This is a genomic window from Peterkaempfera griseoplana (genome assembly GCF_001418575.1).
Taxonomy (GTDB): domain Bacteria; phylum Actinomycetota; class Actinomycetes; order Streptomycetales; family Streptomycetaceae; genus Peterkaempfera; species Peterkaempfera griseoplana.
Window position 1 is genome coordinate 1 of sequence record NZ_LIQR01000178.1, and the last position, 20,957, is coordinate 20,957.

18 protein-coding genes are annotated in these 20,957 nt (G+C 72.1%); 7 read left to right on the top strand and 11 right to left on the bottom strand.

What is annotated here, in order from left to right; genetic code table 11:
- Nucleotides 1–82 precede the first annotated feature (82 nt).
- Complete coding sequence (locus tag AOK09_RS14265) at nt 83–433, bottom strand: hypothetical protein (RefSeq protein ID WP_055587557.1); 351 nt, start codon at nt 431–433, stop codon at nt 83–85.
- Between the two features lie 132 nt (nt 434–565).
- On the bottom strand, nt 566–1,513 hold the full coding sequence (locus tag AOK09_RS14270; RefSeq protein WP_055587558.1) for a heme o synthase: 948 nt from the start codon (nt 1,511–1,513) through the stop codon (nt 566–568).
- 420 nt (nt 1,514–1,933) lie between these two features.
- Between AOK09_RS14270 and tkt the strand changes: the two genes are divergently transcribed.
- From tkt to pgl, 5 genes are all read left to right on the top strand, one after another.
- A complete protein-coding gene (tkt, locus tag AOK09_RS14275; protein WP_055587559.1) occupies nt 1,934–4,033 on the top strand; it encodes a transketolase in 2,100 nt (699 codons plus the stop codon).
- A 92-nt stretch (nt 4,034–4,125) separates the two neighbouring features.
- Nucleotides 4,126–5,247, top strand: coding sequence for a transaldolase (gene tal, locus AOK09_RS14280; RefSeq protein ID WP_055587560.1), 1,122 nt, complete (start codon nt 4,126–4,128; stop codon nt 5,245–5,247).
- A 42-nt stretch (nt 5,248–5,289) separates the two neighbouring features.
- The gene (zwf, locus tag AOK09_RS14285) at nt 5,290–6,837 is read left to right on the top strand and encodes a glucose-6-phosphate dehydrogenase (RefSeq protein WP_055587561.1); all 1,548 of its coding nucleotides are present in this window, start codon (nt 5,290–5,292) and stop codon (nt 6,835–6,837) included.
- Nucleotides 6,834–7,919, top strand: coding sequence for a glucose-6-phosphate dehydrogenase assembly protein OpcA (gene opcA / locus AOK09_RS14290; RefSeq protein WP_055587562.1), 1,086 nt, complete (start codon nt 6,834–6,836; stop codon nt 7,917–7,919). The genes zwf and opcA overlap by 4 nt, the downstream gene beginning before the upstream one ends.
- A complete protein-coding gene (pgl, locus tag AOK09_RS14295; protein ID WP_079063052.1) occupies nt 7,916–8,695 on the top strand; it encodes a 6-phosphogluconolactonase in 780 nt (259 codons plus the stop codon). Before opcA ends, pgl begins: the two co-directional genes overlap by 4 nt.
- Nucleotides 8,696–8,836: 141 nt before the next feature.
- On the opposite strand, the gene AOK09_RS14300 is transcribed toward pgl, so the two are convergent.
- Both AOK09_RS14300 and AOK09_RS14305 read right to left on the bottom strand, forming a co-directional pair.
- A complete protein-coding gene (locus AOK09_RS14300) occupies nt 8,837–9,508 on the bottom strand; it encodes a response regulator transcription factor (protein ID WP_055587563.1) in 672 nt (223 codons plus the stop codon).
- A 3-nt stretch (nt 9,509–9,511) separates the two neighbouring features.
- Nucleotides 9,512–10,714 (bottom strand): sensor histidine kinase, encoded by a 1,203-nt coding sequence (locus tag AOK09_RS14305; RefSeq protein ID WP_055587574.1) that lies wholly within the window; start codon nt 10,712–10,714, stop codon nt 9,512–9,514.
- A 168-nt stretch (nt 10,715–10,882) separates the two neighbouring features.
- On the opposite strand from AOK09_RS14305, the gene AOK09_RS14310 reads away from it, so the two are divergent.
- Complete coding sequence (locus tag AOK09_RS14310; RefSeq protein ID WP_055587564.1) at nt 10,883–11,398, top strand: YceI family protein; 516 nt, start codon at nt 10,883–10,885, stop codon at nt 11,396–11,398.
- 50 nt (nt 11,399–11,448) lie between these two features.
- On the opposite strand, the gene pgi is transcribed toward AOK09_RS14310, so the two are convergent.
- Nucleotides 11,449–13,107 carry a glucose-6-phosphate isomerase gene (pgi, locus tag AOK09_RS14315; RefSeq protein ID WP_055587565.1) on the bottom strand — a complete coding sequence of 553 codons (1,659 nt, stop codon included), beginning with the start codon at nt 13,105–13,107 and terminating at the stop codon, nt 11,449–11,451.
- 463 nt (nt 13,108–13,570) lie between these two features.
- Between pgi and AOK09_RS14320 the strand changes: the two genes are divergently transcribed.
- The gene (locus AOK09_RS14320; RefSeq protein WP_055587566.1) at nt 13,571–14,839 is read left to right on the top strand and encodes a pyridoxal phosphate-dependent aminotransferase; all 1,269 of its coding nucleotides are present in this window, start codon (nt 13,571–13,573) and stop codon (nt 14,837–14,839) included.
- A gap of 209 nt (nt 14,840–15,048) precedes the next feature.
- Here AOK09_RS14320 and AOK09_RS14325 read toward each other — a convergent pair whose 3' ends face one another.
- From AOK09_RS14325 to AOK09_RS14350, 6 genes are all read right to left on the bottom strand, one after another.
- On the bottom strand, nt 15,049–15,336 hold the full coding sequence (locus AOK09_RS14325) for an RNA polymerase-binding protein RbpA (RefSeq protein WP_229759216.1): 288 nt from the start codon (nt 15,334–15,336) through the stop codon (nt 15,049–15,051).
- A 287-nt stretch (nt 15,337–15,623) separates the two neighbouring features.
- A complete protein-coding gene (gene secG / locus AOK09_RS14330; protein WP_055587568.1) occupies nt 15,624–15,857 on the bottom strand; it encodes a preprotein translocase subunit SecG in 234 nt (77 codons plus the stop codon).
- 98 nt (nt 15,858–15,955) lie between these two features.
- Nucleotides 15,956–16,747, bottom strand: a complete 792-nt coding sequence (gene tpiA, locus AOK09_RS42065; protein ID WP_055587569.1) for a triose-phosphate isomerase — start codon at nt 16,745–16,747, stop codon at nt 15,956–15,958.
- A 6-nt stretch (nt 16,748–16,753) separates the two neighbouring features.
- A complete protein-coding gene (locus tag AOK09_RS42070) occupies nt 16,754–17,959 on the bottom strand; it encodes a phosphoglycerate kinase (protein WP_055587570.1) in 1,206 nt (401 codons plus the stop codon).
- Nucleotides 17,960–18,136: 177 nt separating this feature from the next.
- Nucleotides 18,137–19,141, bottom strand: coding sequence for a type I glyceraldehyde-3-phosphate dehydrogenase (gene gap, locus AOK09_RS14345; protein WP_055587571.1), 1,005 nt, complete (start codon nt 19,139–19,141; stop codon nt 18,137–18,139).
- A gap of 208 nt (nt 19,142–19,349) precedes the next feature.
- Complete coding sequence (locus AOK09_RS14350) at nt 19,350–20,699, bottom strand: hypothetical protein (RefSeq protein ID WP_055587572.1); 1,350 nt, start codon at nt 20,697–20,699, stop codon at nt 19,350–19,352.
- Between the last annotated feature and the right edge of the window lie 258 nt (nt 20,700–20,957).

Consider the following 20,957-nt stretch of genomic DNA (forward strand, 5'->3'; position numbering starts at 1 on the left):
CGGCCGTAGGGGGCCTCCGGCATGTCCTGCCGGTGCACGGCCCCGGACGGGAGCCGGCTGTCCGCCGCGGTGCGCCGTCCGGTCAGGCGGCGCGGCCGCCGCCGAGCTGGATGCCGGCCATCCGGGACCACTCGTAGGGGGAGGTCCGCACCTTCAGCGCCAGCTCGCCGTCGAAGGAGTCATGGAGGGTGAGGCCGGCCAGTTCGGCGGCGCGGACGGCGATCTCGTGGCGCGGGGCCACCTGGTCCCCCCAGGCACCGTCGGCGCCCACCAGCACGATGCGGGTGACGTTGCGGCCCACGTACTCCACGACGCCCTCGGCGCTGCCGCCGTGCCGGGCGGCGAAGGACTGGATGCTCCTGGCGATGCGCTTGGCCCGCCGCTGGTCGCGGGCGGCGGCGCGGGCGTCGGTGGTCTCTGCTTCGCTGCTCATGGCCGGATCCTACCGATGAGTAATGAAACTGGCGACGGCAGCGGCGTGTGCGGCGGCCCACAGACGCCGACGGCCCCGCCGTCCGTCAAGGTGAACGGACGGCGGGGCCGGTGCGTTTCAGGGCCCGCGGGGTCAGCGCAGGAAGGGGTCCACCGCGACCGCCACGAAGAGCAGCGTCAGATAGGTGATGGACCAGTGGAAGAGGCGCATCTCCTTCAGCGCGGCCCCCACCACGCCCGCCTTGGCCCGGCGGTACAGACCGTGCGCCTCCTTCAGCCAGAAGGCGCCCAGCAGCAGGGCGGCGGCCGGGTAGAACCAGCCGGTGTGCCCCAGCGGCCACAGGGCCATCGACACCGCCACCATCACCCAGGAGTAGATGACGATCTGCCGGGCGACCACGGTGTTGGAGGCGACCACGGGCAGCATCGGCACCCCGACGTTGGCGTAGTCCTCCTTGACCTTCATGGAGAGCGGCCAGTAGTGCGGCGGCGTCCAGAAGAAGAGGACCAGGAAGAGCACCACCGCGGCCCAGGAGAGCGACCCGGTCACGGACGCCCAGCCGATGAAGACCGGCATGCAGCCGGCGATGCCGCCCCAGACGATGTTCTGCGAGGTGCGGCGCTTCAGGCCCAGGGTGTAGCCGAAGACGTAGAAGAGCAGCGCGGCCAGCGCCAGGCCGGAGGAGAGCCAGTTGACGAAGAAGCCCAGCCACAGGGTGGAGACCACGGCCAGCACCGTGCCGAACACCAGCGCCTCGCGCGGCGACACCATGCCGGTGACCAGTGGGCGGCGCTCGGTGCGGCGCATCCGGGCGTCGATGTCCCGGTCGATGTACATGTTGAACGTGTTGGCGCCGCCCGCGGAGAGGTAGCCGCCGATGACGACGTTCAGTACCTTGAGCAGGTCCGGGACGCCGCGTTCGGCGAGGAACATCACCGGGACCGTGGAGATCAGCAGCAGCTCGATGATGCGCGGTTTGGTCAGCGCGACAAAGGCCCCGACACGGGCCCCGAGCGGCCGGTGCCCGGGGGTCGCCCCGACGACCCCGGCCGGGCGGGATTCGACGGCGGTCACGGACACCCCTGGTCTATGAAACTTCGCCGGCGCCGGGTCGCCCCGGCCGCCGTGCGCGTACCACGCCACTTTAGACGCTGCGGGGTCACGCCCCGCGCCGGGGGTACCCGTGTCACCCGTGCGCGGGGACCACCGGCCCCCGGAGCGCTTCCTTCCGGCCGCCTCCCCCTCACCGACCGTTCAGCGGGCGGACCCGCGGTGTCCGGGTGAGGCTGGAAGAAAGCATTCACCGGAATACGACGGACGCCGTCTCGGTTCGTGGAGCGCGGGAGGCGGGCAGGAGCCCGAACGATAGGCTCGCACGTGGAAGCGGGATGAGCCCTCCGTGAACAGGCCGCCCGACGTCAGACCCGCAGCGCAGCGACTGGACGGCGAGGTCCCCATCACGGGGTTGAGTGAAACATACGGAAGGAGCCCTGAACCAGGGTGAGCACCAAGCCGACTAACGCATTCGAGTGGACCGATCTGGACAGGCGGGCGGTGGACACGGTGCGTGTCCTCGCGATGGACGCGGTGCAGAAGGTCGGCAACGGGCACCCGGGCACAGCGATGAGCCTGGCCCCCGCCGCCTACCTGATCTTCCAGCGGTTCCTGCGCCACGACCCGACCGACCCGGCGTGGGCCGGTCGCGACCGCTTCGTCCTCTCCCCCGGCCACACCAGCCTGACGCTGTACGCGCAGCTCTTCCTCTCCGGCTACGGCCTGACGCTCGACGACCTGAAGTCCTTCCGCAAGTGGGGAAGCAAGACGCCCGGTCACCCCGAGCACGGTCACACCGCGGGTGTGGAGACCACCACCGGCCCGCTGGGCCAGGGCATCGCCAACGCGGTGGGCATGGCGATGGCCGCCCGTTACGAGCGCGGCCTCTTCGACCCGGAGGCCCCGGCCGGCACGTCGCCGTTCGACCACACCATCTGGGCCATCGTCTCCGACGGCGACCTGGAGGAGGGCATCTCCGCGGAGGCCTCCTCGCTGGCCGGCCACCAGAAGCTGGGCAACCTGGTCGCGCTCTACGACGACAACCACATCTCCATCGAGGGCGACACCGAGACCGCCTTCTCCGAGGACGTGCTGGCGCGCTACGAGGCGTACGGCTGGCACATCCAGCGGATCCAGCCCGCCGAGAACGGCGACATCGACGTCGCCGCGCTGTACGACGCGCTGAAGGCGGCCAAGGAGGAGACCGGCCGTCCGTCCATCATCGCGATGCGGACCATCATCGCCTGGCCCGCGCCGAACGCGCAGAACACCGGCAAGGCCCACGGCTCGGCGCTGGGCGCCGAGGAGGTCGCCGCCACCAAGCGGGTGCTGGGCTTCAACCCGGACAAGGACTTCGAGGTCACCGACGAGGTGCTGGCCCACGCCCGTGAGGTGGTGGAGCGCGGCCGCAAGCTGCACGCGGAGTGGGAGGAGACCTTCACCGCCTGGCGCGAGGCCAACCCCGAGCGCGGCGCGGAGTTCGACCGCATCGCGGCCGGCCGGCTGCCGGAGGGCTGGGAGAAGGCCGTCCCGTCCTTCCCCGCCAGCGAGAAGGGCGTCGCCACCCGCAAGGCCTCCGGTGACGTGCTGCACGCCCTCGGCCCGGTGGTCCCGGAGCTGTGGGGCGGCTCGGCCGACCTGGCGGAGTCCAACCTCACCACCATCGAGGAGGGCTCCTCCTTCCTCCCCGAGGGCAACCCGCTGCCGGGCGCCTCGCCCTACGGCCGCACCGTGCACTGGGGCATCCGCGAGCACGCCATGGGCTCCACCATGAACGGCATCGCGCTGCACGGCAACACCCGCATCTTCGGCGGCACCTTCCTGGTGTTCTCCGACTACATGCGCCCCGCCGTGCGCCTCGCCGCGCTGATGAAGCTGCCGGTCACCTATGTGTGGACGCACGACTCCATCGGCCTCGGCGAGGACGGCCCCACCCACCAGCCGATCGAGCACCTGGCCGCGCTGCGCGCCATCCCGGGGCTGTCCGTGGTCCGTCCCGGCGACGCCAACGAGACCGCCGTGGTGTGGCGGACCGTGTTGGAGCGCCACAGCAGCAAGCCCGGCCCGACCGGCCTTGCGCTGACCCGCCAGAACGTGCCGACCTACGACCGGGAGAGCGGCGAGTTCGCCTCCGCCGAGGGCGCCGCCCGCGGTGGCTACGTCCTCCAGGAGGCCTCCTCCGGCCGTCCCCAGGTCATCCTGATCGGCACCGGCTCCGAGCTGCAGCTGGCCGTCAAGGCCCGTACGGCGCTGGAGGCCGACGGCATCCCGACCCGCGTGGTCTCGATGCCGTCCGTGGAATGGTTCAACGAGCAGGACGAGTCCTACCGCGACGCCGTGCTCCCGCCCGACATCAAGGCCCGGGTCTCGGTCGAGGCCGGTATCGCCCAGGGCTGGCGCGAGATCGTCGGCGACAGCGGCCGGTCCGTGTCGCTGGAGCACTACGGCGCCTCCGCCGACTACCAGATCCTGTTCGAGCAGTTCGGCATCACCCCCGAGGCCGTGGTCGCCGCCGCCCACGACTCGATCACCGCAGCAACGCGCTGAACCCCGAGGTCACGGGCCGCGTACCTGCCCGCACGCACGGTACGCGGCCCGGCCCCCGGCATCGGCGAGACGACGAAGAGGAAGTAGCGATCATGACCGACGCACTCAAGCGCCTCAGCGACGAAGGCGTGGCCATCTGGCTGGACGACCTCAGCCGCAAGCGGCTGAACACCGGCAACCTGGCCGAGCTGGTGCGCGACAAGCACGTGGTCGGTGTCACCACCAACCCGACCATCTTCCAGAAGGCCATCGGCGGCAAGGACGACTCCTACGACGAGCAGCTCCGCGACCTCGCGGTGCGCGGTGTGACCACGGACGAGGCCGTCCGTATGATCACCACCGCGGACGTCCGTGAGGCGGCCGACGTGCTGCGCCCCGTGTACGACGCCAGCAACGGCCGCGACGGCCGAGTCTCCATCGAGGTGGACCCGCGGCTGGCGCACAAGACCGAGCCCACCTTCGCCGAGGCGCGGCAGCTGTGGTGGCTGGTGGACCGTCCCAACGTCTTCATCAAGATCCCCGCGACCAAGGCCGGCCTGCCCGCCATCGCCGACACCCTGGGTGAGGGCATCAGCGTCAACGTCACGCTGATCTTCTCCCTGGAGCGGTACCGGGCCGTGATGGACGCCTTCCTCACCGGTCTGGAGAAGGCCAAGGCCAACGGCCACGACCTGTCCACCATCGAGTCGGTGGCGTCCTTCTTCGTCTCCCGCGTCGACACCGAGATCGACAAGCGGCTGGACAAGATCGGCGGCGAGGCCAAGGCGCTGCGCTCCAAGGCCGGCATCGCCAACGCCCGGCTGGCCTACCAGGCCTACGAGGAGGTCTTCGCCTCCGACCGCTGGAAGGCACTGGAGGCCGCCGGCGCCAAGCCGCAGCGCCCGCTGTGGGCGTCCACCGGCGTCAAGGACCCGGCGCTGCCGGACACCCTGTACGTGACCGAGCTGGTCGCGCCCGGCACGGTCAACACCATGCCCGAGGCGACCCTCCTGGCCACCGCGGACCACGGCGAGATCACCGGTGACACCATCACCGGCTCCTACGCCCAGGCCAAGGCCGACATGGACGCCATCGCCGCGGCCGGCGTCGACTACGACGACGTCGTCCAGGTGCTGGAGGACGAGGGCGTCGAGAAGTTCGAGACCTCCTGGGTGGAGCTGCTGGACACGATCACCGCCTCGCTTGCGGACTTCGCCAAGAAGCCCGCCAAGTGACCCAGCTCCCCACAGCCGTCTGACGAATTGGGGCCACTACCCGTGAGCAAGTCAGATTCAGCAGGGCTCCCGCAGCGCAACCCGCTGCGGGACCCCGCCGACCGGCGTCTTCCCCGCATCGCGGGGCCGTCCGGTCTGGTCATCTTCGGCGTCACCGGCGACCTGTCGCGCAAGAAGCTGATGCCCGCCGTCTACGACCTGGCGAACCGTGGGCTGCTGCCCCCGGGCTTCTCCCTGGTCGGCTTCGCCCGCCGCGACTGGGCGGACGAGGACTTCGCGGAGGTCGTCCACAACGCGGTCAAGGAGCATGCCCGGACCCCCTTCCGCGAGGAGGTCTGGCAGCAGCTGGCCAAGGGCATGCGCTTCGTCCCCGGCGAGTTCGACGACGACGAGGCGTTCGACACGCTGCGCACCACCATCCAGGACCTGGACAAGGCCCAGGGCACCGGAGGCAACTTCGCCTTCTACCTCTCGGTGCCGCCGAAGTTCTTCCCCAAGGTCGTCGAGCAGCTGAAGAAGCACGGCCTCGCCGACCCGCCGGAGGGCTCCTGGCGCCGCGCGGTGATCGAGAAGCCCTTCGGCCACGACCTGGCCTCGGCACGCGAGCTCAACAAGGTCGTGCACCAGGTCTTCCCGCCCAACGAGGTCTTCCGGATCGACCACTACCTGGGCAAGGAGACGGTCCAGAACATCCTGGCGCTGCGCTTCGCCAACACCATGTTCGAGCCGATCTGGAACCGGTCGTACGTCGACCACGTCCAGATCACCATGGCCGAGGACATCGGCATCGGCGGCCGCGCGGGGTACTACGACGGCATCGGCTCCGCCCGCGACGTCATCCAGAACCACCTGCTGCAGCTCCTCGCCCTGACCGCCATCGAGGAGCCCGCCTCCTTCGAGGCGGACGCCCTGGTCGCGGAGAAGATCAAGGTGCTGGGTGCCGTGCGGCTGCCCGAGGACCTGGGCAAGCACACCGTGCGCGCCCAGTACACCCACGGCTGGCAGGGCGGCGAGGAGGTGATCGGCTACCTGGACGAGGACGGCATCGACCCCAACTCCAAGACCGACACCTACGCCGCCGTCAAGCTGGAGGTCAACACCCGCCGCTGGGCCGGGGTGCCGTTCTACCTGCGCACCGGCAAGCGGCTGGGCCGCCGGGTCACCGAGATCGCGGTGGTCTTCCAGCGCGCCCCGTACCTGCCGTTCGACTCCTACGCCACCGAGGAGCTGGGGCAGAACGCCCTGGTCATCCGGGTGCAGCCGGACGAGGGCGTCACCGTGCGGTTCGGCTCCAAGGTGCCGGGCACGGCCATGGAGGTCCGTGACGTCACCATGGACTTCGCCTACGGCGAGTCCTTCACCGAGTCCAGCCCCGAGGCGTACGAGCGGCTCATCCTGGACGTGCTGCTCGGCGACGCCAACCTCTTCCCCCGCCACCAGGAGGTCGAGCTCTCCTGGAACATCCTCGACCCCATCGAGGAGTACTGGGAGAAGCACGGCAGGCCGGCCGAGTACCAGGCGGGCACCTGGGGCCCCAAGGAGGCCGACGAGATGCTCGCACGAGACGGACGGAGCTGGCGGCGGCCATGAAGACCGACCTGACGGACACCACGTCCAGCAAGATCAACGTTGCCCTGACGGAGGCCCGCCGCTCCATCGGCACCGCCGCCATCGGCATGGTCCTCACCCTGGTCGTCGTCACCGACGAGGGCAGCGCCTACGACGCGCTCAAGGCGGCCGCCGAGGCCTCCCGGGAGCACCCCTCCCGGATCCTCGCGGTCATCAAGCGCCCCGGGCGCTCCCCCAGGGCCCGCGCGGAGACCCGGCTCGACGCCGAGATCCGGGTGGGGTCCGACTCCGGCACCGGCGAGACGGTCCTGCTGCGCCTGCACGGCGAGCTGGCCAACCACGCCCAGTCGGTGGTGCTCCCCCTGCTGCTGCCGGACGCCCCGGTGGTGGTCTGGTGGCCGGAGAACGCCCCGGAGAACCCGGCGGCCGACCCGCTGGGCGCCCTCGCCCAGCGCCGGATCACCGACGCCCTCACCGCCGAGTCCCCGGTGCAGGCCCTGGGCGTACGGGCGCAGAACTACACCCCCGGCGACACCGACCTGGCCTGGACCCGGATCACCCCCTGGCGCTCCATGCTGGCCGCCGCGATGGACCAGCGGCGCGCCTGGGTCACCTCCGCCGTGGTGGAGGGTGAGTCGTACAACCCCAGTGTGGAGCTGCTGGGGATGTGGCTCGCCAACCGGCTGAAGATCCCGGTGGAGCGGGTGGTCAGCAACGGCCCCGGCCTGACCGCGGTGCGGCTGCGCACCGAGGGCGGCGACGTGGTGCTGGACCGCGGCGACGGGCTGATGGCGACGCTCAGCATGCCCGCGCAGCCGGACCGCCAGGTGGCGCTCAAGCGGCGGGAGACCGCCGACCTGATCGCCGAGGAGCTGCGGCGGCTCGACCCGGACGACATCTACGCCTCCGCGGTGCGCACCGGGGTGGACAAGCTGCTGGAGCCCGGCCAGACCGGGCCTGCGGCGGAGCCGTCCTCCGCCCCGGCCAAGGCGGCCACCAGCGCCGCCAGTACCGCCTCCGGCACCAGGGTGACGGCCAAGGTCGCCGGGACCCCGGCGAAGAAGACCGCGTCCGCCAGGCGCACCAAGCGGAGCGGGTCGTGACGCTGCCTCCGCAGATCGTGGTCCACCGGGACAAGGAGCTGATGGCCGAGGCCGCAGCCGCCCGGCTGATCACGCACATCGTGGATGTGCAGGCCGCCCGCGGCACCGCTTCGGTGGTGCTGACGGGCGGCCGCAACGGCAATGCGCTGCTCTCCGCCATCGCTGCGTCGCCCGCCCGCGACGCGGTGGACTGGGCCCGGCTGGACCTGTGGTGGGGAGACGAGCGGTACCTGCCGGAGGGCGATCCGGAGCGCAATGTCACCCAGGCCCGCGAGGCGCTGCTGGACCTGGTCCCGCTGGATCCGTCGCGGGTGCACGCCATGCCCGCCGCCGACGGTCCCGACGGGGAGAACGTCGAGGCCGCGGCGGAGCGTTACGCCGCGGAGCTGGCCGGGGCGGCCGGCCCGGAGGACCACGCTGCGGTGCCGTCGTTCGACGTGCTGCTGCTGGGCCTCGGGCCGGACACCCATGTGGCGTCGCTCTTCCCCGAGCACCCCGCGGTGCGGGAGACCGAGCGCACCGTGGTGGGTGTGCACGGCGCTCCCAAGCCTCCGCCGACCCGTGTCTCCCTCACCCTGCCCGCGATCCGGGCGGCGCGTGAGGTGTGGATGCTGGCCGCCGGAGCGGACAAGGCCGAGGCGGTGGCCCTGGCCCTGTCCGGCCCCGGGGAGCTCCAGGCCCCGGCCTCCGGCGCCCACGGACGCAGCCGCACCCTGTGGCTGCTGGACCGGGCGGCGGCGGCCGACATCCCGCCGGAGCTCTATCCGCCGTCCTGACCGGACACCGCGCAGGGGCGCGGGGAGCCGCGCGACCGTCCTCCCCCCGGGGGAACGGTCGCCCGCGCGCCTCCCCGCGCCCCTTTCGCTGTACACAGCCGCCCGCAGCCGCCCGCAACCGCCCCGGGGCCGGGCCGCCGCTCAGGGCCGGGGGTCTGGGCGGTCCAGGATGCCGGCGTCATGGGCGATCAGGCCCGCCTGGGTGCGGTTGACACACCCCAGCTTGTCCAGCGTGCGTGACACATACCCCTTGATCGTGGCCTCCGACAGATACAGCCGGGCCGCGATCTGCGCATTGGAGAGCCCCTCGCCGAGACAGCCGAGCACCTCCGCCTCGCGTGCGGTCAGCGACCCCACCAGCTGCCGGGCACGGTCCCGGACGGAGAGGCTGTCCGCCGACGCGGCGACGAGCCTGCGGGCCGCGGCCGGGGAGAGCACCACATGCCCGTCGGCGGCGACCCGCACCAGGCCGATCAGGTCCTCCGGCGGTGTGGACTTGACCAGGAAGCCCACGGCGCCGGCCCGCAGGGCGCGCAGCACGTACTGGTCGGCGTCGAAGGTGGTCAGCACCACGACGGCCGGCGGGTCGGCGAGCCGGACGATGTGCTCGATCGCGGTGATCCCGTCCATGCCGGGCATCCGCAGATCCATCAGGACCACGTCGGGGCGGCTGCGCCGTACCGCCTCGACACCGGACGCGCCGTCATGTGCCTCGTCCACCACCTCGATGTCGCCCGCGGAGCCGAGGATCGTCCGCAGGAAGCCGCAGACCATCGGCTCGTCGTCCACGACCACCACCCGGACCCCGGCCATGGGTCACACCGCCGTCCCGGCCGTGGGCACATAGGAGGGCAGCACGGCCTCCACGCAGAAGCCGCCGTCGGGGGCGCGTCCGGCGCGCAGGGTGCCGTGGACCAGCTCGATCCGCTGGCGCAGGCCCGCGATGCCCAGCCCGGAGCCGGTCGCGGCGAGACTGCCGGGGTCCTCAGTGGGGGGTGTGTTGCGGATGCTGAGCCGCACCTGTGTCTCCTCGTACTCGATCCGCACGGTCACCCGCGCGCCGGGGGCGTGCTTGCGCACATTGGTCAGCGCCTCCCGGACGATGCGGTAGGCGGTGCGTCCGACGAGCGGCGAGGCCAGCGTCCGGTCGCCCTGCTCGACCAGCTCGGCGGGGGTCCCCACCGCGGCGGACTCCGCGACCAGGTTGGCGAAGCCCCAGGTCGAGGGCGTCTGCTCGCTGTCCGGTGCGGTGCGCAGGATGCCCACCAGGTCCCGCAGTTCCTCCAGTGCCTGGCAGCCGGCCGCCCGCAGCTCCTCCGCCGCCTGCCGGGTCGCCTCGTCGCCCGCGGTCACCCGCAGCGCTCCGGCCTGCAGCACCATCAGGCTGACCCGGTGGGTGACCACGTCGTGCATCTCGCCGGCCAGCCGGTTGCGCTCCTCGGTGCGTGCCTGCTCGGCGAGCAGGTGCCGCTCCCGCTCGGCGCGCTCGGCGCGCTCGGTGAGGGCCTGCACCAGCCGTCTGCGGGCGTCGAAGTAGAAGGCCAGCAGCGGTCCCAGGGCGGTGCGGAGCAGCCCGATGCTGATGACGGCGACCGACGGCTCCCAGGCCCGGGTGACGACGACCGTGAAGACCGCGAACACGGCGATCGGGGTCCGCCGGCTGCGCCGGTGCCGGGGGTGGAAGAACGGTCCGTAGGCCGCCAGCGCCGTCGCGTAGGGCGCCCACACATTGCCCGGGTGTGCGGGTGTCAGCAGCCCGGCGGGCGAGACCAGCAGCGTCACCGCCAGGGTGAAGGCGCCCAGGACGGCGACCACCGTGACGGGTGCCCGGCGGCGTGCGGTGAGCGAGAGACAGGCCGCCGCCTGCACGCCCAGCAGGACCCGGGCGAGGGTCCCCGGGTGGGCCGGCCACCAGGTCGCGCCCAGCAGGGTCATCCCGGTGTCCAGCAGGGCGAAGAGGACCGCGATCGCCGCATCCACGGCAACCGGGTGCCGGCAGTGCCACGGACCGTCAGTCATGCCGCCACGGTAGGGCATCCGTGCGCGGGCGGGGTCCGCCTCGGACACTCCGGCGGGGGCCGGACCCTACGAAAGTCGTACGCCGATCCGCAGGACCGGCCCTTCGTCGTACCGGGACCCTTCCTCCCGCCCTGCCGCACGGCCCTCGGCCGGCCGTGCAATGGAGGCATGGACACACGACAGGACCAGGCACTGGCGGTACCCCGGCTGGGCCGCTACGAGATCGACCCCGAAGGCTCCACCGTCCGCTTCACCACCCGCCATCTGTTCGGGCTGCTGCCGGTGCACGGCACCTTCGCCCTGCGCGGCGGGACGCTCGACGTCGCCGAGCCGCTCGCCCGCTCCGGCGTCCGGGTGGAGGTCGATGCGGCGAGCATCGACAGCGGCAGTGCCCAGCGGGACGGCGCCGTACGGTCGGCGCGGTTCCTCGACACGAGCCGCCACCCCGTCATGGTCTTCGTCTCCGAGGGGCCGGCGGGCAGCACCCTGCGGGGCACCCTCACCGTGTGCGGGGTCACCCGGCCGGTCAGCCTGGCGATCGAGCGGTCCACGCTGTCGCAGGACGGGTTCACCGTCCTGGCCACGACCCGGATCGACCGCACCGCCTTCGGGGTGACCGCGGCCCGCGGGATGGCCGGGCGCCGTCTGGCGCTCTCCCTCGAGGTCTCCTGGGTGCGGCGCTGACACCCCGGCCCCGCACCCCGGGTGCCGGGGCGCGGGGCCGGACGGCCGGATCAGCGCTCGCGCAGGGTGCGGTAGCGGTTCACCAGCGCGGCCGTGGAGGCATCCAGACCGGGCACCTCGGCGCCCTCGGTGAGGGCGGGCTCGATGCGCTTGGCGAGCACCTTGCCCAGCTCCACGCCCCACTGGTCGAAGGAGTTGATGCCCCAGATCGCGCCCTGGACGAACACCTTGTGCTCGTAGAGGGCGACCAGCTGGCCGAGCACGGACGGGCTGAGCTCGGCGGCGAGGACGGTGGTGGAGGGGTGGTTGCCGCGGAAGGTGCGGTGCGGCACCTGCTCTGCGGGGACGCCCTCGGCCGCGACCTCCTCGGAGGTCTTGCCGAAGGCCAGGGCCTGGCCCTGGGCGAAGAGGTTGGCCATCAGCAGGTCGTGCTGTCCGGCCAGTTCGCCGAGTTCGGCCACGGGGCGGGCGAAGCCGATGAAGTCCACCGGGATGGTCTTGGTGCCCTGGTGCAGCAGCTGGTAATAAGCGTGCTGGCCGTTGGTACCGGGGGTTCCCCACACCACCGGGCCGGTCTGCCAGTCCACCGGGCGTCCCTCGCGGTCCACCGACTTGCCGTTGGACTCCATGTCCAGCTGCTGGAGGTAGGCGGTGAAGCGGGAGAGGTAGTGGCTGTACGGGAGCACCGCATGCGCCTGGGAGTCGAAGAACTGCCCGTACCAGACCCCCAGCAGACCCATCAGCAGCGGGGCGTTGGCCTCCGGGGCGGCGGTGCGGAAGTGCTCGTCGACCAGGTGGAAGCCGGCCAGCATCTCACGGAAGCGCTCCGGGCCGATGGCGATCATCAGCGAGAGGCCGATGGCGGAGTCGTAGGAGTAGCGGCCGCCCACCCAGTCCCAGAACCCGAACATGTTGGTGGTGTCGATACCGAACTTCGCCACCTCCTCGGCGTTGGTGGAGACCGCCACAAAGTGCATGGCGACCGCGCTTCCGTCCCCGCCCAGACCGTCCAGCAGCCACTTGCGGGCAGCGGTGGCGTTGGTGATGGTCTCGATGGTGGTGAAGGTCTTGGAGGAGACGATGAAGAGGGTCTCCTCCGGGTTGAGGTCGCGGACCGCCTCGTGCAGGTCCGCGCCGTCCACGTTGGAGACGAAACGGAAGGTCAGCGAGCGGTCGGTGAAGGGCCGCAGCGCGTCGTAGGCCATGGCGGGACCGAGGTCGGAACCGCCGATGCCGATGTTGACCACGTTCCTGATGCGCCGTCCGGTGTGGCCGACCCACATGCCGCCGCGGACCGCGTCGGCGAAGGAGGACATCCGGTCCAGCACCTCGTGCACGGCCGGGACGACGTTCTCCCCGTCCACCTCCACCACGGCGTCCCTGGGGGCGCGCAGCGCGGTGTGCAGCACGGCGCGGTTCTCGGTGGTGTTGATCCTCTCGCCGCGGAACATGGCGTCGCGCAGCTCGGCCACCCCGCGGGCGCGGGCGAGTTCACGCAGCAGCTGCAGCGTCTCGTCCGTCACCAGGTGCTTGGCGTAATCCAGCTGAAGGTCGCCCACCTGGACGGTGTACCGCTCGGCGCGTCCCGGGTCGTCCGCGAAGAGGGTCCGCAGATGCGTGTCCCCCAGCTCCTCGCGGTGCTTGGCCAGTGCGGCCCACTCCGGGGTCCGGTCCAGCCGGGTACCGCCGTGCATGTTCTTGTCGGACATCCGTCCACTTCTCCTCGTCATCGGCTCTACCGCGCAGGGGCGGGCCGGAGCGGAGCGCGGGCCCTCGGGACGCTCCCGCCAGCGACGCCGTCGTCCCTGGTCAGCCCGGTCGGCCTGCTGACTGCAGGATCCAAACTAATCGATCCCGGACCGTCAGGAGCCGCCTGCCCGGCCGCCGTGCGGCCGAACCAGGGACGCGCGGCCACCAGTCGTACACCGCCGGGCCGCGCCCCCGGATTGCGGGAGGCTCAACGGCGGCCGAATTCCCGGGGCCGACTGGGCGACGCCGCAGCCGCTGCGGGCCCGCGGCGGCGCGGCACCGGGTCAGGCGTCCTGAACCCGCGGCGGCCGGGACGCGTAGGGAACGCCGGGCTCCGGAGCCGCTCCCGTCCCGGAGAACCCGCACTGTCCGCCGACGGGGGCGGGGGGCAGGCTGCCCGCCCCCGGGAGGAGAACCCCGGACATGGCCCACGCTCCCGACACCCCGCTGCTCCACCAGGCCGCCCACAGCCCGTCCTGGTTCGCGCTGCAGCGGGCGCTGCGCGGCCGGCGTACCGACCTGGTCGACTTCTGCGTCCCCTGCAACCCCTACTTCCCCACCGCACCGATGCTGGAGCAGCTGCGGCAGGGCATGGTCGACATCCTCACGTACCACCCGAGCGACAGCGCCGCGATCACCGCCGAGGCATGCGCGGCGCTCGGCCTCAACCCGCGGACCGTGGCCATGGGCAACGGCTCCACCGAGCTGACCACCTGGATCGACCGGCTGCTGCTGGGGGAGAGCGTCGCCGTCCCGGTGCCCACCTTCGGCCGCTGGACCGACCGGCCGATGAAGACCGGCAGGCGGGTCGACATGTTCCCGCTGCGTGAGGAGGACGGCTTCCGGCTGGACGTCGACGCCTTCGTGGGCTTCGTCCGTCAGCGCGGCTCCCGCGCCGCCGTGGTCTGCAACCCCAACACTCCCGACGGCAACCACCTGCCCCGCAGCGAGGTGCTGCGGCTGCTCGACGCCCTGGGCGGCCTGGACCTGGTGGTGGTGGACGAGTCCTTCGTCGACTTCACCGACGCGGAACCGGCCCCCTCCGTCGCCGACCAGGCGGTGCTGCGGCCCAATGCCGTGGTGCTGAGGAGCCTGGACGAGAACTTCGGCCTGCACGGGGTGCGCCTGGGCTGTCTGGTGGCCAACCCCGCACTCGCCGGGACGGTCCGCGGCGCCCTGCCCCGAGGGAACCTCAACTCCTTTGCGCAGGCGCTGGTGTTCCTGCTCCGGGACCACCTGGCGGAGTACCGGGAGAGCCTGCGTCTGGTGGCCCGCGACCGCCGGGCGATGTTCCAGAACCTGCAGGCGGTGCCCGGACTGGGTGTGCTGCCCTCACAGGCCAACTTCCTGCTCACCCGGCTGCCGGAGGGCGTGGACGGGGGCAGGCTGCGCGACGCGCTCCTCGCCGAGCACGGCGTCCTCATCCGCGAGTGCGGCGACCGGCTGGGGATGAGCAGCCGCTTCCTGCAGCTGGTGGTACGGCCCGTCGACGACCAGCGGCGGCTGGTGTCCGGCATGCTCGCCGTGCTCTACGGCGCCGGGGCCGCTCCCGGCTGGCCCACCGCTCCGCTGCCTGCGGCCCTGCCGGCGCCCGCCCAGCTCCCACCGGGGGTGCTGCCGCAGGTCGCCGTCCCGCAGATCGCGGTGCAGCAGATGCCCATGACGGCGTTGCCGCCGTACCCGGTCGGCTGAGCCCTCCGGACGGCGGCACGGGGAGGCACGGTCGTACCGGCCGGCCGGTCACGCATCCCCGGGGTCACCGGACCCCGGACCCGGCGCTGCGGGTGCCTGGCCGACCGCGCCACCCCGTGCCCCGGACGTACGGGACCGCCCGTGCCGGACGGGCCGGGGACGTACGGGTCCCGGACACATGGTGAGGGGATGTGCCCGCGGGACTCCGCTCAGATCTCGCCGCGGAGCTTGGCCAGCGCCTCGGCGAGGATCGCCTCGCCGTCGGCGTCACTGCGCCGCTCGCGCACATAGGCGAGGTGCGTCTTGTACGGCTCGGTGCGCGGCGGGGCCGGGGGGTTGTCCTGGTCCTGGCCGGCCGGGAAACCGCAGCGGGGGCAGTCCCAGGTCTCGGGGACGGCTGCGTCGGAGGCGAAGCTGGGGCGCGTCTCGTGCTGGTTGGCGCACCAGAAGGAGATGCGGATCCGCGGTGCGGACTCGCCGCGCTCCGCTTCACCCATCGGCCCGGCCCCGACCCTGCTGCCACGGATGGCGTTGCCACTTGCCACGGTCTGACTCCCTGCGCTCTGGTGCGATGCAATCTCGGCCGACTCCCCGCAAGACCGGGCCCGTGCGGCAGGCGGGCGACCGCTGGGTGGCGGCGAGGTCGTCCCAGTGTACGGACGAGCGGACGGTACGTCCGCACCGCCTCCAGGGGACGGCGAAGCCACCGGCGGGAGCAGGCCTCCGACCAGGATAAGCGAGCAGCAGAGCACCCGTCAGTCTTCGGCCGCGGAAGGCCGGTGTGCTACTTGTACTTCAGCAGCAGCGACAGCACCACGATGCAGGCGAACCAGCAGATCCCCAGCACGATGGTGATGCGGTCCAGGTTGCGCTCGGCCACCGAGGAGCCGCCGATGGAGGAGGACATGCCGCCGCCGAACATGTCGGACAGGCCGCCGCCCTTCCCCTTGTGCAGCAGCACCAGGAGGATCATCAGCATGCTGAAGACGATCAGCGCGATCGAGAACCCGAGGATCACGACGGGACCAACTCTCTCGTTCCGGTAGGAAGGGGCCGGACCGCGCTGGGTCCGGCCCCGTCACAATGTCACAGGCACCCTATGGCAGCCGACAGCGGTCAGCCTACCGCCTGGTCGCGAAAGCGCACGATCTTGACGAAGTCCTCGGCGTCCAGGGCCGCCCCGCCGATCAGGGCGCCGTCCACATCGGGCTTGGCCATGATCCCCGGGGCGTTGGAGGACTTGCACGAACCGCCGTACAGGATACGGACCTTGCCCGCGAGGTCCGCGTCGTAGAGCTCGGCCAGGCGGGCGCGGATGGCACCGCAGACCTCCTGGGCGTCCTCGGGGGTGGCCACCTCACCGGTGCCGATGGCCCACACCGGCTCGTAGGCGATCACGATCTGCTCGGCGTCGGAGGCCGGGATCCCGGCCAGCGCACCGTCGACCTGGGCCAGGGTGAAGGTCACCTGCTCGCCGGCCTTGCGGACGTCCAGGCCCTCGCCGACGCAGAGGATCGGCACGATGCCGTTGCGGAAGGCGGCCTTGACCTTGGTGTTGACGACCTGGTCGTCCTCACAGTGGTACTGGCGGCGCTCCGAGTGGCCGATGGCCACATAGGTGCACTTCAGCTTGGCCAGCATCGGCCCGGAGATCTCGCCGGTGTAGGCACCGGAGTCATGGGCGGAGATGTCCTGGGCGCCGTAGCGGATCTTCAGCTTGTCGCCGTCGACCAGGGTCTGCACCGAGCGCAGGTCGGTGAACGGCGGCAGCACCGCGACCTCGACCGCCTCGTAGTCCTTGTCGGTGAGCGCGAAGGCGAGCTTCTGGACGTGGGCGATGGCCTCGAGGTGGTTGAGGTTCATCTTCCAGTTGCCCGCCATCAGCGGGGTGCGAGTGGTCTCGCTCATATCGGTTCAGTCCTCCAGTGCGGCGAGGCCGGGAAGCGTCTTGCCCTCGAGGTACTCGAGGCTGGCACCGCCGCCCGTCGAGATGTGCCCGAACTTCGTCTCGTCGAAGCCCAGGGTGCGGACGGCCGCGGCGGAGTCGCCGCCGCCGACCACGGTGAAGGCCGGGCTGTCGAGCAGGCCCTGTGCGACGGCCTTGGTGCCCTCGGCGAAGGCCGGGTGCTCGAAGACGCCCATCGGGCCGTTCCAGAACACGGTGGCGGCGTCGGCCAGCTTGGCGGCGAAGAGGCGGCCGCTCTCCGGGCCGATGTCCAGGCCGAGCTTGCCCTCGGGCATGGCGTCGGCGGGGACCACCTCGAAGTCCGCCACCGGGGCGCCGGTCTTGACGTCCGGGAAGGAGCCGGAGACGGCGACGTCGACCGGGAGGACGAACTCCACACCGGCCTTCTCGGCGCGCTCCAGGTACTCCTGGACGACCGGGATCTGGTCCTCCTGCAGCAGGCTGGAGCCGACCTCGTAGCCCTTGGCCTTGAGGAAGGTGAAGACCATGCCGCCGCCGATCAGGATGCGGTCGGCCTTGTCCAGCAGGTTCTCGATGACGCCGATCTTGTCGGAGACCTTGGAGCCGCCGAGGACCACCGCGTACGGGCGGGAGACCTCCTCGGTGAGCCGCTTGAGCACCCCCACCTCGGTGGCGATCAGCTGGCCGGCGGCGTGCGGCAGCCGGGCCGGGAGGTCGTAGACCGAGGCGTGCTTGCGGTGCACCGCGCCGAAGCCGTCGCCGACGTAGAGGTCGGCCAGCGCGGCCAGCGCGTCGGCGAAGGCGCCGCGCTCGGCGTCGTCCTTGCTGGTCTCGCCGGCGTTGAAGCGCAGGTTCTCCAGCAGCGCGACCTGGCCGTCGGCCAGGTCGGCCGTGGTGGCCCGGGCGCTCTCGCCCACGGTGTCGGTGGCGAAGGCCACGTCGCGGCCCAGCAGCTCCGCCAGGCGGCGGGCGACCGGGGCCAGCGAGTACTGCGGGTCCGGGGCGCCCTTGGGACGGCCCAGGTGGGAGGCGACGATCACCTTGGCACCGGACTGGGCCAGCTTGGCGATGGTCGGGGCGACGGCGCGGATCCGGCCGTCGTCGGTGATCGTCTCACCGGAGAGCGGGACGTTGAGGTCGGCACGGACGAACACCCGCCGGCCGGCGACGTCCAGGTCGTCGATGGTCTTCACGGTGGAGTCTCCTGGGTGGGGACGGTGGAGCAGGTCGGCGGCGCGGCGGCGGGCCACCGGTGGCAACTACGCGCAGAGGGTGCGCCCGCGGTGCGGGCGGGACAGGGGACAGGGCCCGGACGGGCGCGGTGCGCGCCGTCCGGGCCCTGTCCCTGACATCTCGTCAGCCCGCGGTGGTCAGAGCCGCTCGCCGATGTAGCCGGCCAGGTCGACCAGACGGTTGGAGTAGCCCCACTCGTTGTCGTACCAGCCGACGACCTTGACCTGGTTGCCCTGGGCCATGGTGAGCGGCGAGTCGAAGGTGCAGGAGACGGGCTCGTTCACGATGTCCGAGGACACGATCGGGTCCGTGCTGTACGCCAGGATGCCCTTGAGCGCGCCCTCGGCGGCCTTCTGGAAGGCCGCGTTGACCTCGTCCTTGGTGACCTCGCGCTCCAGGGTGACCACCAGGTCGGTGACCGAGCCGGTGGGGACCGGGACGCGCATGGCGATGCCGTCCAGCTTGCCCTTGAGCTCGGGGATGACCAGCGAGGTCGCCTTGGCGGCACCCGTCGAGGTCGGGATGATGTTCTGCGCGGCGGCGCGGGCGCGGCGCAGGTCCTTGTGCGGGAAGTCCAGGATGACCTGGTCGTTGGTGTACGCGTGGACCGTGGTCATCAGGCCCTTGACGATGCCGAAGTTCTCCAGCAGCACCTTGGCCATCGGCGCCACACAGTTGGTGGTGCACGAGGCGTTGGAGATGATGGTGTGCTTGGCGGCGTCGTACTTGTCCTCGTTGACGCCCATCACGATGGTGATGTCCTCGTCGGAGGCGGGCGCCGAGATGATGACCTTCTTGGCACCGGCGGCGACGTGCTTCTTTGCAGCCTCCGCCTTGGTGAAGATGCCGGTCGACTCGATCACGATGTCCGCGCCGAGCTCGCCCCAGGGAAGGGCGGCCGGGTCACGCTCGGCGATGGCCTTGAAGGTCTTGCCGCCGACGGTGATGGAGTCGCCGGAGTGGGTGACCTCGGCGTTGAGGCGGCCCAGAATGGTGTCGTACTTGAGCAGGTGCGCCAGGGTCGCGTTGTCGGTCAGGTCGTTGACACCGACGATCTCGATGTCCGCGCCCTGGGCCAGTGCCGCACGGAAGAAGTTGCGGCCGATGCGGCCGAACCCGTTGATGCCTACCCGGATCGTCACGAACCGATCTCCTCTGAGGTACGCCGGACGCTAAGCCGACGGGGTGGATTGGGATGTCCCCGACCGAGTACGACCCTACCTCGCCCGGGTGTCCGCGAGCACACGCGGGCAGGGCGACGGCCCCGTCTGGCGGGCATCCGGGGGCCTGTGGGCCACCCGAACGACCGCTCGTTCGGCCACCTGTGGAGTGGGCCGGGACGCAAGCCGGTCAGAAGCCGCCGCCGGAGTCGCCCCCGCCGAAGCCTCCCCCGAAGCCACCGTCACCACCCGGGCCGCCGCCGAAGCCGCCCGAGAAGTCGTCGCCCCCGCCGCCGTCCCCGAAGCCGCCGCCGAAGTCACCACTGCCCCAGCCGCCGTCCCAGCCGCCGTCGCCCCAGGGCCCGCCCAGACTGCCGCCCAGCACGGTGCCCACCAGCAGGCCGGGCAGCAGCATGGAGCCGTAGCCGCCGAAGTAGCCCACCGTCCACGGGGCGTAGGCCGGCCCCGCGTCCCAGTAGGGCACCCGCCCTCCGGCCGTGGGGACGGTGCGCACCGCGGGATCCAGCCCGTCCGCCAGCCGCGCCGCGTCCGCCGCGCACACCGGCACGGCACGGACCGCCCCTCCGGACGGGGCCCACTCGGCGTCCCGCACCGAGGGCCCGTGGCGGGGGTCGAAGAAGCAGGGCGGACGGCGCTCCGGCAGGGCCCGGCCCGCGCGGCGGGCCTCCAGCCGGGCCAGGGCGAACCTGCCCTCCTCCAGTGCCGCGGTCACCGCGCGCACGTCCTGCGGGTGGGCTGCCGCCGCCTGAGCCTGTTTGGCCCGTTCGTAGGCGTCCAGGGCGTCACCGTAGTCGTCCAGCATCTCCGGGGTGGCCGCACGGTCGCCCGGGTCGAAGTCCAGCCGGTCGAGGCTCTCACCGTAGGCGGTGATGTCCTCGTCCACCGCGGCCCGCACCTCCTGCAGCTCGGCCTGCTCCCGGCGGCTGCGGCGGCTGCGGGCACGGCGACGGAGCAGCAGCAGTCCGCCTCCGACGACGGCCAGCACCACCACCACGCCGACCAGCAGCCCCGCACCGCCTCCGCCCCCGCCGGCGGGCGCCGGGTGGGCCGCCTTGGCGGCGGCCACATCGGCCACGAAGCCGTCCAGGATCGCCGCGGGGTCGCCGGGGTGGTCCCGGATGTTGCGCTGCGCCAGCTGCTGCGCCGTACCGCCCGGCAGCACCGAGGAGTCGGAGGCGGCTCCGAACCGCGTCCCCAGGGCGACCGCGTAGACGCCCGGGCGCCCCACCTCGGCCCGCAGCCGGTCGAAGACGGCGTTGCCGCCGTAGGCCGGGTCGGCGGGCAGTATCGCGACGAAGACCGGCACCCCGGTGGCTCTGATCCGGCCGGCGAGCGCGGCGGCGTCCGCCGCGGAGATCCCGGCCGGGGCCGCCGGGTCGACATAGACGGGGTTCCGCCGCAGGGCCGAGGCGACCTCGCCGATCCCGGTCGCGGAGCGGGCCGTGCCCACCGGACCGAGCAGCGCGGCCGCGACGGCGAGCAACAGCGCCCACAGCAGCATCGGCCGTTTGGTGCTCATAGCGATCCGCTACCCAGCGGGCGGTTGCCGAGTCCTCGTTGCGGTAGTGCTTGGGCGCCCGATGCATTGACACCCCTCCGGGGTGGCGTCATCATCGAGCACGCTGTGTTTGGGAGCGCTCCCATGCTCCGGTCAGTGGCATCCGCTGCCCGCCCGTGCCCATTCCCCCACTCCCGGCGCCGTGCGCCGGGTCCGCGCACCGTACGGGAAGGACGCCCATGCCACGCGTCGACCGGCACCTGTCGCTTATAAACATCT